Source organism: Streptomyces ruber, from assembly GCF_014648075.1.
Taxonomy (GTDB): Bacteria; Actinomycetota; Actinomycetes; order Streptomycetales; family Streptomycetaceae; genus Streptomyces; species Streptomyces ruber.
Window position 1 is genome coordinate 155,395 of record NZ_BMQK01000005.1, and the last position, 12,884, is coordinate 168,278.

8 protein-coding genes are annotated in these 12,884 nt (G+C 70.8%); 3 read left to right on the top strand and 5 right to left on the bottom strand.

The features are described 5' to 3' along the window. Nucleotides 1–51 precede the first annotated feature (51 nt). The 5 genes from IEZ04_RS14645 to IEZ04_RS14665 form a co-directional block, all read right to left on the bottom strand. Entirely contained in the window at nt 52–723 is a 672-nt protein-coding gene (locus IEZ04_RS14645; RefSeq protein WP_189217280.1) for a FadR/GntR family transcriptional regulator, read from the bottom strand. Between the two features lie 129 nt (nt 724–852). Continuing rightward, a complete protein-coding gene (locus IEZ04_RS14650; RefSeq protein WP_189217281.1) occupies nt 853–2,469 on the bottom strand; it encodes a glycerol-3-phosphate dehydrogenase/oxidase in 1,617 nt (538 codons plus the stop codon). An 18-nt stretch (nt 2,470–2,487) separates the two neighbouring features. After that, complete coding sequence (gene glpK / locus IEZ04_RS14655; protein ID WP_189217282.1) at nt 2,488–4,029, bottom strand: glycerol kinase GlpK; 1,542 nt, start codon at nt 4,027–4,029, stop codon at nt 2,488–2,490. 79 nt (nt 4,030–4,108) lie between these two features. After that, a complete protein-coding gene (locus IEZ04_RS14660) occupies nt 4,109–4,900 on the bottom strand; it encodes an MIP/aquaporin family protein (RefSeq protein WP_189217283.1) in 792 nt (263 codons plus the stop codon). A gap of 366 nt (nt 4,901–5,266) precedes the next feature. Then, entirely contained in the window at nt 5,267–6,031 is a 765-nt protein-coding gene (locus IEZ04_RS14665) for an IclR family transcriptional regulator (protein ID WP_189217284.1), read from the bottom strand. A gap of 345 nt (nt 6,032–6,376) precedes the next feature. Here IEZ04_RS14665 and metH point away from each other — a divergent pair, with 345 nt between their 5' ends. From metH to IEZ04_RS14680, 3 genes are all read left to right on the top strand, one after another. After that, nucleotides 6,377–9,925, top strand: coding sequence for a methionine synthase (gene metH / locus IEZ04_RS14670; protein WP_189217285.1), 3,549 nt, complete (start codon nt 6,377–6,379; stop codon nt 9,923–9,925). A 160-nt stretch (nt 9,926–10,085) separates the two neighbouring features. Next, nucleotides 10,086–10,802: an HAD family hydrolase gene (locus IEZ04_RS14675; RefSeq protein WP_189217286.1), complete on the top strand. Its 717-nt coding sequence runs from the start codon at nt 10,086–10,088 to the stop codon at nt 10,800–10,802. Nucleotides 10,803–11,257: 455 nt separating this feature from the next. Further along, complete coding sequence (locus tag IEZ04_RS14680) at nt 11,258–12,862, top strand: ABC transporter substrate-binding protein (RefSeq protein ID WP_189217287.1); 1,605 nt, start codon at nt 11,258–11,260, stop codon at nt 12,860–12,862. Nucleotides 12,863–12,884 lie beyond the last annotated feature (22 nt).

Sequence of the window (12,884 nt, forward strand, 5' to 3'; positions counted from 1 at the left end):
GGGAACGAGCCCCGCGCGCGAACCGGGCACGGGGCGCCCGGCAGGGGCGTCTCACAGGGTCGAGCGCAGCCACTGCTCCACGGACGCGATGTGCACCGTGGCCCAGGAGCGGGCCGCCTCCGCGTCCCGGTCGCGGAGCGCCGCGAGGATCATGCGGTGCTCGTGGAGGGTGCGGCTCACCGCGTCCTCCTGGGTGAGGCCGCGCCAGACGCGGGCACGCGTCGTCGGGCCGGAGAGGCCGTCCAGCAGCGAGCAGAGCACCGAGTTGCCGGAGGCCTGCACGATGCCCCGGTGGAAGTCCAGGTCGCAGGCGACGAGCTCCTCCACCGACGGCTCGTCCCCGAGCCGGTCCAGCTGGGCCGCCAGCGCGTCCAGCTGCTGCTCGCCGATGCGGGGCGCGGCCATCGCCGTGGCCGCCGGCTCCAGGATGCGGCGCACCGCGAGGAACTCCAGGACCGTGTCGTCGCGGTGGAAGTCGACCACGAACGAGAGCGCCTCCAGCAGGAGCTGCGGGGCCAGACTCGTGACGTACGTGCCGTCGCCCTGCCGTACGTCCAGGATGCGGATGAGCGCGAGGGCGCGCACGGCCTCCCGCAGGGAGTTGCGGGACAGACCGAGACCGGAGGCGAGCTCGGCCTCCCTGGGCAGGCGGTCGCCGGGGCGCAGCGCGCCCGAGACGATCATTCCCTTGATCTTCTCGATCGCCTCGTCCGTGACAGCCATACGCGCCTCCCGGGATAGACATCCGATGTCTGGGTCGACATTATGCGCCACCCCACCGGACGCCGGTCCCGGCGCCGTGGACGGGACGGCCCGCAGGGGGCCGCCCCGTCCCGGTTCACGCGTCCCGCGTCACTTCTTGTCGAGCAGGTCCTGCACCTTGCCCCGCACCTCGTCCGTGGCCAGGCCGCGGATCGTCAGGGTGGTGCGGCGGCGCAGCACGTCGTCGGCCGTCTCGGCCCACTCGTGGTCCCGGGCGTAGACGACCTGCGCCCAGATCTCCGGGGCGTCCGGGTGGACGCGCTCGCCCAGCTCGGGGTTCTCGTTGGCGAGCCGGGCGATGTCGAAGGCCAGCGAACCGTAGTGGGTGGCCAGGTGCCGGGCGGTGTCCGCCGCCATGCGCGGGCCGGGCGCGGGCCGGTCGACCAGCAGCCGGTGGGCGACCGCGCGCGGGTTGGCGACACCCGGCAGCGGCAGCTTCTTCGGCAGCGCGGAGACGGACTCGAAGTCCCCGCCCAGCGGGTGCCCCGGCAGCGCCTCCAGCTTCTTCATCACCGTGCGGCCGATGTGCCGGAAGGTGGTCCACTTGCCGCCCGCGACGGACAGCATGCCGCCCCGGCCCTCCGTGACGACCGTCTCGCGCTTGGCCTTGGAGGTGTCGCCCGGGCCGCCGGGCAGCACCCTGAGGCCCGCGAAGGAGTACGTGATCAGGTCACGCGAGAGCTGCTGGTCGCGGATGGAGAAGGCCGCCTCGTCGAGGATCTGGGCTATGTCCTTCTCGTTGACCGCGACCTCGCCCGGGTCGCCCTCGTACTCCTCGTCGGTGGTGCCGAGCAGCAGCATGTCCTCCCAGGGGAGGGCGAAGGTGATGCGGTACTTGTCGATGGGCGTGGCCAGCGCGGCCTTCCACGGCGAGGTGCGCCTGAGCACCAGGTGCGCGCCCTTGGACAGGCGGATGGACGGCGCCGCGCCCGGGTCCTCCAGCTTGCGCAGGTGGTCGACCCAGGGGCCGGTGGCGTTGAGCACCAGCCGGGCGTCCACGCCGAACTCGTCGCCGGAGAGCCGGTCCTTGACCTCCGCGCCGGTGACCCGGCCCCGGGTGAAGCGCAGCCCGGTGACCTCGGCGTGGTTGAGGACGACGGCGCCCGCGTCGACGGCCGCGCGGACCGTCATCAGCGCCATCCGGGCGTCGTTCATCTGGTCGTCGCCGTACACGGCCACGGCCTTCAGGTTGTCCGTGCGCAGCTCCGGCACGTCCCGCGCGGCCTTCGCCGGGCTCAGCAGGTGGCCCACGCCGTCACCGAACGCCGACAGCGCGGAGTAGGCGAAGACGCCCGCCCCGAGCTTCGCCGCGCCGTGCGGCCCGCCCTTGTACACGGGCAGGTAGAAGGTGAGCGGGTTCGCCAGGTGGGGGGCCACCTGGCGGGAGACCGCGCGGCGCTCGAAGTGGTTCTCCGCCACCAGCTTCACCGCGCCGGTCTGCAGGTAGCGCAGACCGCCGTGGAGGAGCTTGGAGGAGGCGGAGGAGGTGGCGCCGGCGAAGTCGCCGGCGTCGACCAGGGCCACCCGCAGACCGGACTGCGCGGCGTGCCAGGCGGTGGAGATGCCCAGGATGCCGCCGCCGATCACGAGGAGGTCGTACGACGCCTTGGAGAGCTGCTCCCGGGTCTCGGCGCGGCTCGGGCCGGTACCGGCGGCCGGACGCGTTCCCAGGGCAGGCACGGACTGCAGGGTGGACTGACTGGTCATTTCGGGTCTTGCTCCTCGTCAGTTTTCGTCGTCGTCGAGCCAGCCCATGGTCCGCTCGACGGCCTTGAGCCAGTTCTTGTACTCACGGTCGCGGGTCTCCGCGTCCATGCGGGGGGTCCACTCGGCGGCCCGGCGCCAGTTGGCGCGCAGGTCGTCGGTGCTCGCCCAGAAGCCGACGGCGAGACCGGCGGCGTAGGCGGCGCCGAGGCAGGTGGTCTCGGCGACCATCGGGCGCACCACGGGGGCGTCCAGGAAGTCCGAGATCGTCTGCATCAGCAGGTTGTTGGAGGTCATGCCGCCGTCGACCTTGAGCGCGGCCAGCTCGACGCCGGAGTCCTTGGTCATGGCGTCGGTGATCTCGCGGGTCTGCCAGGCGGTGGCCTCCAGGACGGCGCGCGCGAGGTGCGCCTTGGTGACGTACCGGGTCAGACCGGCGATCACACCGCGGGCGTCCGAGCGCCAGTACGGGGCGAAGAGGCCGGAGAAGGCCGGTACGAAGTACGCGCCGCCGTTGTCCTCCACCGAGGTCGCGAGCGTCTCGATCTCGGCGGCGGTGGAGATGAGGCCCATCTGGTCGCGCATCCACTGCACCAGCGAACCGGTGACGGCGATGGAGCCCTCCAGGGCGTAGACCGGCTTGTTGTCGCCGATCTGGTAGCCCACGGTGGTCAGCAGCCCGCTGTACGAGTTGATGGCCTTCTCGCCGGTGTTCATCAGCATGAAGGTGCCGGTGCCGTACGTGGACTTGGCCTCGCCCTCGTCGAAGCAGGTCTGGCCGAACAGGGCCGCCTGCTGGTCGCCGAGCGCGGAGGCGACCGGGATGCCGCCGAGCAGCTCGCCGAGGCGGCCGCCCTTGACCTCGCCGTAGACCTCGGCGGAGGAGCGGATCTCGGGGAGCATCTGCCGCGGCACACCGATCGACTCGCAGATGCGGTCGTCCCACTCCATCTTGCGGAGGTTCATCAGCATGGTGCGGGAGGCGTTGGTGACGTCGGTGACGTGCCGGCCGCCGTCCACGCCGCCGGTCAGGTTCCAGATGACCCAGCTGTCCATGGTGCCGAACAGCAGGTCGCCGGCCTCGGCGCGCTCGCGCAGGCCCTCGACGTTGTCCAGCAGCCAGCGCGCCTTGGGACCCGCGAAGTAGGAGGCCAGCGGCAGGCCGGTCTCGCGGCGGAAGCGGTCCTGGCCGACGTTGCGGCCGAGCTCTCTGACCAGGGCGTCGGTGCGGGTGTCCTGCCAGACGATCGCGTTGTGGACGGGCTCACCGGTGTTCCTGTCCCAGATCAGCGTCGTCTCGCGCTGGTTGGTGATGCCGATGGCCTTGATGTCGTCGCGGGTGATGCCGGCCTTCTCGACGGCTCCGGCGACCACCTCCTGGACGTTCGTCCAGATCTCGGCGGCGTCGTGCTCGACCCAGCCAGGCTTCGGGAAGATCTGCTCGTGCTCCTTCTGGTCGACGGAGACGATGCGGCCGTCCCGGTCGAAGACGATGCAGCGGGACGAGGTCGTGCCCTGGTCGATGGCGGCGATGAAGGGTCCGGCGGTGTGGGCGTCGGTCACGGGTGTGCTCCCTGCTTCTCGGTGGCTCGTGGCGCTCATGGAGTCGTATCCGGGGTGGTGACGGCGGCTGTCCGGCGCGTCACGCGAAGGCGAGGTTGTAGATGCCGCCGGCGATCGCGCCGCCGATCAGCGGTCCCGCGACCGGGATCCAGGCGTAGGCCCAGTCCGAGCCGCCCTTGTTCGGCAGCGGCAGCAGGCTGTGCACGATGCGCGGACCGAGGTCGCGGACCGGGTTGATGGCGTAGCCGGTCGGACCGCCGAGCGAGAGGCCGATGCCCACGACGAGCAGCGCGGTGATCAGGGCGCCCAGCACCCCGAGGCCGTCGCCGCCCGCGTTCAGGCCCTGGGTCAGGATGACCAGGACGAGCACCACGGTGGCGATGATCTCCGTCGCGAGGTTCTGCGCGGCGTTGCGGATCTCGGGGCCGGTGGAGAAGATGCCGAGCACGGGGCCCGCCTTCGGCGCGGTCCTCTGGTCGACCATGCCTTCCTCGACCGGCTGTGCGGCGATGACCTCGGGGTCCGTCAGGTGGGCGCGGAACTGCCCGTAGTACGTGATCCAGACCAGTACGGCGCCGATCATCGCGCCGAGGAGCTGCGAGGCCAGGTAGAGCGGGACATTGCTCCACTTGGTGCCGCCCTGGATCGCGAGACCGATGGTGACCGCCGGGTTCAGATGGGCACCGGAGACCCCGCTCGACAGGTACGCGCCGGACAGGACCGCGAAGCCCCAGCCGAACGCGATGGCCAGCCAGCCGGCGTTGTACGCCTTCGAGCGCTTGAAAGTGACGGCGGCGCACACGCCGCCGCCCAGCAGGATGAGCACGGCGGTACCGATGGTCTCGCCGATGAAGATGTCGGAGCTGGACACCCGCGACTCCTTTGTCCTTCGTCCAGGGGGAGGCGAACCCCGGGTGAACCGCGGGTCCCTCCGGTGGTTCGTCGCGCTCTCAGGGATGAGAGCGAATCCGGCCCTTGGCGTTGTCCCACTGTAACGCGTATTACCGGTAAGTGTTCGACAATGCCGACCGATGGACGCGAGTCTCGTCCTGTCTCCACATATCCGTCAAGAGTTCCGTTGTTGAAAACACGATCGTTATTGATCGCTTCGGCCTCATACCCACCTGGGCGTGTTACGCACGTGCGTGCAGAGGGGCGGACGGGCGCGGGCGGGAGGGCAGAGGGGAGGCCGGGACGCCCGGTGCGGCGGCCCGGCCCCCGTGGGCGCGGTACGGGGTCAGAACCGGGCCGCGCCCAGGTCCCGGGAGATCGCGCGGGCGCAGTCCCGTACCGACGCGATCAGCTCGGGGCGCAGCTCCTCGTCCCGGCGGATCCGTTCCACGGCGCCGGTGATGCCGACCGCCCCGACCGGCATGCGGCGCCGGTCGTGGATGGGCGCCGCGATGGACGCCACACCCTCCCAGGTCTCCTCCACGTCCGCCGCGTAGCCGCGCGCGCGGGTGAGCGCCAGGACGTTCTCCAGCTCCTGCAGCCCGCTGATCGTGCGCTCCGTGAACGTCTTGCGGTCGCTGTCCACCACCTCGCTGTGCGCGACCGGGTCGTACGCCGACAGCACCTTGCCCAGGGCCGTGGAGTGCAGCGGCTGCATGACCCCGATCTCCAGGACCTGCCGGCTGTCGTCGGGCCGGAAGACGTGGTGCACGATCAGTACGCCCTGCTGGTGCAGCACCCCGAGGTAGACGCTCTCGCCGCTGGCGCGGGCCAGGTCGTCCGCCCACACCAGGGCGCGCGCCCTGAGCTCGTGGACGTCCAGGTACGTGGTGCCGAGGCGCAGCAGCTCCGCGCCCAGCTGGTAGCGGCCGGAGGCGTCGTCCTGCTCCACGAAGCCCTCCTGCTGGAGGGTGCGCAGGATGCCGTGGGCCGTGCCCTTGGCGAGGCCCAGCGACGAGGCGATGTCGGAGAGACCGAGCCGTCGCTCGCCGCCCGCGAGCAGCCGCAGCATCGCGGCCGCCCGTTCGAGCGACTGGATGTTCCGTGCCATGGCCGTCTGCCTCCGTCCCCTTCGGCCGCCGGTGTGCGACTCGACTGACACCGTTCGGCAATGCCGAACACTACCCGTGACTGTCAGGGCGCGGCCAATGTCCGACGCCGCATTCTCGCCGCGGTGAAGGCGGGGAGGTTCGGGATTTCCCTGGAACGGACCTGGCCCCGCCCCCGCGCGACGAGGGCGGTCGTCGGAGTAAACCGCATGTCGCGGGCGCGCCGAGGCACGTCCGTCCCGTGGACGCCCCTGACGGGATCGCGCCGCTCCGGGCTACCCTGGCCGCGTGCGCCTTCCGAGGGAAGCCGCAAAGCCGACAGCCGTCGCACTCCAGGGAGCACCTTCATGGCCTCGTCGCCGAACCCGTCCCCCGCAGCCCCCGCCTCCGCCGCCGGGGACACCGCCCCCGACAGCCGGACCCGGTCCGACGCCCTCCGCCACGCCCTCGCCACGCGCGTCGTGGTCGCCGACGGAGCCATGGGCACCATGCTCCAGGCCCAGGAGCCGACCCTGGAGGACTTCCAGAACCTCGAAGGCTGCAACGAGGTCCTCAACCTCACGCGCCCCGACATCGTCCGTTCCGTGCACGAGGCGTACTTCGCCGTGGGCGTCGACTGCGTGGAGACGAACACCTTCGGCGCGAACCACGCGGCCCTCGGCGAGTACGACATCGCCCACCGCGTGCACGAGCTGTCCGAGGCGGGCGCGCGGGTGGCCCGTGAGGTGGCCGACGAGTTCACCGCCGGTGACGGCCGGCAGCGCTGGGTGCTCGGCTCGATCGGCCCCGGCACCAAGCTGCCGACCCTGGGCCACGTGCCGTACGCCACGATCCGTGACGGCTTCCAGGCCAACGCCGAGGGGCTGCTCGCCGGCGGCGCCGACGCCCTGATCGTCGAGACCACGCAGGACCTGCTCCAGACGAAGTCGTCCGTCCTGGGCGCCCGGCGCGCCATGGAGGCCACCGGCGTCGAGGTGCCGCTGCTGGTGTCGATGGCGTTCGAGACGACCGGCACCATGCTGCTCGGCTCCGAGATCGGTGCCGCGCTGACAGCCCTGGAGCCGCTCGGCATCGACATGATCGGCCTGAACTGCTCCACCGGCCCCGCCGAGATGAGCGAGCACCTGCGCTACCTCACCCGGCACTCCCGCATCCCGCTGCTGTGCATGCCGAACGCGGGCCTGCCCGTGCTCACCAAGGACGGCGCGCACTTCCCGCTCGGCCCCGAGGGTCTGGCCGACGCGCAGGAGAACTTCGTCCAGGACTACGGACTGAGCCTCGTCGGCGGCTGCTGCGGCACCACCCCCGAGCACCTGCGCCAGGTCGTCGAGCGGGTCCGTGACCTCACCCCGGTCGAGCGCACCCCCCGCCCCGAGCCGGGCGCCGCCTCCCTCTACCAGACCGTCCCCTTCCGCCAGGACACCTCGTACCTGGCCATCGGCGAGCGCACCAACGCCAACGGCTCCAAGAAGTTCCGCGAGGCCATGCTGGACGGCCGCTGGGACGACTGCGTGGAGATGGCCCGCGACCAGATCCGCGAGGGCGCCCACATGCTCGACCTCTGCGTCGACTACGTGGGCCGCGACGGCGTCGCCGACATGGAGGAGCTGGCGGGACGTTTCGCCACCGCCTCGACCCTGCCGATCGTGCTGGACTCCACCGAGGTCGACGTCATCCGCGCCGGGCTGGAGAAGCTCGGCGGCCGCGCGGTGATCAACTCGGTCAACTACGAGGACGGCGACGGCCCCGAGTCCCGCTTCGCCAGGGTCACGAAGCTGGCGAAGGAGCACGGCGCCGCGCTGATCGCGCTGACCATCGACGAGGAGGGCCAGGCCCGTACGCCCGAGAAGAAGGTCGAGATCGCCGAACGGCTGATCGCCGACCTCACCGGCAACTGGGGCATCCACGAGTCGGACATCCTCGTCGACACGCTGACCTTCACCATCTGCACCGGCCAGGAGGAGTCCCGCAAGGACGGCATCGCCACCATCGAGGCGATCCGCGAGCTCAAGCGCCGCCACCCGGACGTGCAGACCACCCTCGGCCTGTCGAACATCTCCTTCGGCCTCAACCCGGCCGCGCGCATCCTGCTCAACTCCGTCTTCCTCGACGAGTGCGTCAAGGCCGGCCTGGACTCGGCGATCGTGCACGCGTCGAAGATCCTCCCCATCGCCCGCTTCGACGAGGAACAGGTCACCACCGCCCTGGACCTCATCTACGACCGCCGCAGCGAGGGCTACGACCCGCTGCAGAAGCTCATGGCGCTGTTCGAGGGCGCCACCGCCAAGTCGCTGCGGGCGTCCAAGGCCGAGGAACTGGCCGCGCTGCCGCTGGACGAGCGCCTGAAGCGGCGCATCGTCGACGGCGAGCGCAACGGCCTGGAGGCCGACCTGGACGAGGCCCTGACGGAGCGCCCCGCGCTCGACATCGTCAACGAGACGCTCCTGGACGGCATGAAGGTGGTCGGCGAGCTGTTCGGCTCCGGCCAGATGCAGCTGCCGTTCGTGCTCCAGTCCGCCGAGGTCATGAAGACCGCGGTGGCCCACCTGGAACCGCACATGGAGAAGTCCGACGCCGAGGGCAAGGGCACCATCGTGCTGGCCACGGTCCGCGGCGACGTGCACGACATCGGCAAGAACCTCGTCGACATCATCCTGTCCAACAACGGCTACAACGTGGTCAACCTCGGCATCAAGCAGCCCGTCTCCGCGATCGTCGAGGCGGCCGAGGAGCACCGGGCCGACGTCATCGGCATGTCCGGCCTGCTGGTCAAGTCCACGGTGATCATGAAGGAGAACCTGGAGGAGCTCAACCAGCGCGCCCTGGCCGCCCGCTTCCCGGTCATCCTCGGCGGCGCCGCCCTCACCCGTGCGTACGTCGAGCAGGACCTGCACGAGATCTACGAGGGCGAGGTCCGCTACGCCCGCGACGCGTTCGAGGGCCTGCGCCTGATGGACGCCCTCATCGCGGTCAAGCGCGGCGTGCCCGGGGCGAGCCTGCCGGAGCTTCGGCAGCGCCGGGTGCGGGCCACCGCGCAGACGGCCGTCGAGGAGCGCCCCGAGGAAGGGCACGTGCGCTCGGACGTCGCCACCGACAACCCCGTGCCCACGCCGCCGTTCTGGGGCACCCGCGTGATCAAGGGCATCCAGCTCAAGGAGTACGCCTCCTGGCTGGACGAGGGCGCGCTGTTCAAGGGCCAGTGGGGACTCAAGCAGGCCCGCACCGGCGACGGTCCGTCGTACGAGGAACTGGTGGAGACCGAGGGCCGCCCGCGCCTGCGCGGCCTGCTGGACCGGCTGCAGACCGAGAACCTCCTCGAAGCCGCCGTCGTCTACGGCTACTTCCCCTGCGTGTCCAAGGACGACGACCTGATCCTGCTGGACGAGTCGGGCAACGAGCGCACCCGCTTCACCTTCCCGCGCCAGCGCCGCGGCCGCCGGCTGTGCCTGGCCGACTTCTTCCGCCCCGAGGAGTCCGGCGAGACCGACGTGGTCGGGCTGCAGGTCGTCACCGTCGGCTCCCGCATCGGCGAGGAGACCGCCAGGCTCTTCGAGGCCAACGCCTACCGCGACTACCTGGAACTGCACGGCCTGTCCGTGCAGTTGGCCGAGGCGCTCGCCGAGTACTGGCACGCGCGCGTGCGCTCCGAACTCGGCTTCGCGGGCGAGGACCCGGCCGCGATCGAGGACATGTTCGACCTGAAGTACCGCGGCGCCCGGTTCTCCCTCGGCTACGGCGCCTGCCCGGACCTGGAGGACCGCACGAAGATCGCCGACCTGCTGCGGCCCGAGCGGATCGGCGTGACGCTCTCCGAGGAGTTCCAGCTCCACCCCGAGCAGTCCACCGACGCCATCGTCATCCACCACCCCGAGGCGAAGTACTTCAACGCGCGCTGAGCGCTCCGCGGGACGCGGGCCGGGCGAGGCCGTGTCCCGCCTCTTGCGCCGCGGCCGTACCGAGCGCCGCGGCGGGCGGAGTCGTACACTGGTCGGCCCATCGCAGGCCGGTTCCCCGCACGGGAACCGGCCTGCTCGTCCCCCAAGGAGGTGTGCCGGGATGACGACGACGGTCCCCGCGCCAGGTACAGGTGCGACCGACGGCTCCGCGCTGCAGGCCGTGCTCCTCGACATGGACGGCACCCTGGTGGACACCGAGGGTTTCTGGTGGGACGTCGAGGTGGAGGTCTTCGCGCGCCTCGGCCACACGCTCGACGACTCCTGGCGTCATGTCGTGGTCGGCGGCCCCATGACCCGCAGCGCCGGGTTCCTGATCGAGGCCACGGGCGCGGACATCACCCTCGACGAGCTCTCCGTGCTGCTCAACGAGGGGTTCGAGGACCGGATCGGGCGCACCCTGCCGCTGATGCCGGGCGCCGCCCGGCTCCTCGCCGAGCTCTCCGCGTACGACATCCCCACCGCGCTGGTCTCCGCCTCCCACCGGCGCATCATCGACCGGGTCCTCGCCTCGCTGGGACCCCAGCACTTCCACCTGACCGTCGCGGGCGACGAGGTGCAGCGGACCAAGCCGCACCCCGACCCGTACCTGCTGGCCGCGTCCGGGCTGGGCGCCGATCCGGCCCGCTGCGTGGTGGTCGAGGACACCGCGACCGGTATCGCGGCCGCGGAGGCGGCGGGCTGCCAGGTGGTCGCGGTCCCCTCGGTGGCACCCATCGTCCCCGCCGCCCGGCGCACGGTCGTCCGTTCCCTGGAAGAAGTCGATCTGCCCTTTCTCCGCGCCCTCATGGCGGCGGAAGGAGACCCGACTGTGGTCTGATGGGCTGATCACGGAAATGCGCCAGGTGATCACCTGGCGTACGGACGGGAATGCGCCGTAAAGCCGGAACGGCCCCGGCGCGCGGAATTCGGCGGCTCCGGCCGGCCGAATTCCGATAGCCGCCGATCCACTCCGCCGTTGTGACGTTCGCCACTCGACGAGGGGTCGACATCGCTGTCGGGGCGTGCCCGCATGTCCCGTTCCGGGGTGATCGGTGCACCCATGTGTCCCGATTGGCGCATCGTGCGCCCATCGCGCGGCTGAGTGTCTGTTCAGTGCGTCCACACCCGGTTCCGCTGCGTGATGGAAGGTGAGTACGGATCAACTCCGGTGCCCGCAAGCGGTGCTCACGGTTCGGTCTAATGTCGTCGCGACAACACTGTTTACCCCCGTGACCCGCCCGCACACCCCAGCCGCCGGGTCCACGCCATCGACAGCTCTGGAGAAACACGAGCATGAAGCGCAAGACCCTGGTGCTGCCGGCCGTCATAGGCCTGCTCACTCCCGTGCTCGCCGCCTGCGGCGGATCCGACGGCGGGGGCGGCGGCGGGGAAGCGATCGTCGTGGGCACCACCGACAAGTTCACCGTGTCCAAGGAAGCCCCGGCGCCGCTCGACCCCGCGTACGCGTACGACATCGGTACGTGGAACATCCTGCGGCACACCGTGCAGACCCTCATGGCGCAGCCCCGCGGCGAGGGCGAGCCCGAGCCCGAGGCGGCCGAGAGCTGCCGCTTCACCGACAGCGGCAACGAGCGCTACACCTGCACGCTGCGCGAGGGCCTGGAGTTCGCGAACGGAGACCCGGTCACCGCCGAGGACGTGAAGTTCTCCATCGACCGCGCGCGCTCCATCGAGGCCGACAGCGGTGTCTACGCCCTGCTGTCGACGATCGAACTCGTGGAGACCAAGGGCGACCGCGAGGTGATCTTCCACCTCAACAGCCCCGACGCCACCCTGCCGTTCAAGCTCTCCACCCCCGTGGCGGGCATCGTCAACTCCAAGGACTACGCCAAGGACAAGCTCCGTGACGGCGTGGAGGTCGACGGCTCCGGGCCGTACACCCTCAAGGCCGAGATGGAGAACGGCGCACTCGCCAAGATCGTCTTCACCAAGAACCCCACTTACAAGGGGATCCTGACGCCGAAGAACGACAAGGTCGAGCTGCGCGCCTTCGACGACGCCGACGCCATGGGCGCCGCGCTCGAGAAGGGCGACATCCAGGTGATGACCCGCAGCATGACGCCGGAGCAGATCGACAAGCTCTCCGCGTCCTCGGGCGGCGACATCGACCTGGTCGAGACGTCGGGTCTGGAGATTCGTTACCTCGGCTTCAACACCACCGCCGAGCCGGTCAAGGACGCCGCCGTCCGCCAGGCCATGGCCCAGCTCATCGACCGCGGCAAGCTGATCACGGAGGTGTACGGCACCCAGGCGGCGCCGCTCTTCTCGCTCGTCCCGGCCGGCGTCACCGGTCACACCAACTCGTTCTTCAACAGGTACGGGGAGGCCGACCGCGGCAAGGCCGAGGAACTCCTCACCGAGGCCGGCGTCACCACCCCGGTGAAGCTGACCCTGCACTACACGACCGACCACTACGGCTCCGCCACCAAGCAGGAGTTCGAGCAGCTGCAGAAGCAGCTCAACGACAGCGGGCTGTTCGACGTCGACATCGAGGGCACCCCCTGGGAGACCTTCCGCCCGGCCGAGATGGACGGCGAGTACGCCGTCTACGGCATGGGCTGGTTCCCCGACTTCGCGGACGCCGACAGCTTCACGGCCCCGTTCCTCGACGCGAACAACATGCTCGGCTCGCCGTACGACAACAGCGAGATCCGCAAGACCCTCATCCCCGAGTCCCGCCGCGCGGCCGACCGCCTCAACGCCGCGGAGAGCATCAACAGGATCCAGGACATCGTCGCCAGGGACGTGCCGGTCCTGCCGCTGTGGCAGGGCAAGCAGTACCTCGCGGCGCGGGACGGCATCACGGGCGCGGAGTGGGCCATCAACTCCTCCGCCATCCTGCAGCTGTGGGAGCTCGGCCGCGGCGTCACCGGCTGACCGGACCACGCCGCCGCCCCAC

Excerpts from the sequence above, each read along its gene's own strand:
- IEZ04_RS14645 (WP_189217280.1), bottom strand. The coding sequence starts at position 723 with ATGGCTGTCACGGACGAGGCGATCGAGAAGATCAAGGGAATGATCGTC.
- IEZ04_RS14650 (WP_189217281.1), bottom strand. The coding sequence starts at position 2,469 with ATGACCAGTCAGTCCACCCTGCAGTCCGTGCCTGCCCTGGGAACGCGT.
- IEZ04_RS14665 (WP_189217284.1), bottom strand. The coding sequence starts at position 6,031 with ATGGCACGGAACATCCAGTCGCTCGAACGGGCGGCCGCGATGCTGCGG.
- metH (WP_189217285.1), top strand. The coding sequence starts at position 6,377 with ATGGCCTCGTCGCCGAACCCGTCCCCCGCAGCCCCCGCCTCCGCCGCC.
- IEZ04_RS14675 (WP_189217286.1), top strand. The coding sequence starts at position 10,086 with ATGACGACGACGGTCCCCGCGCCAGGTACAGGTGCGACCGACGGCTCC.
- IEZ04_RS14680 (WP_189217287.1), top strand. The coding sequence starts at position 11,258 with ATGAAGCGCAAGACCCTGGTGCTGCCGGCCGTCATAGGCCTGCTCACT.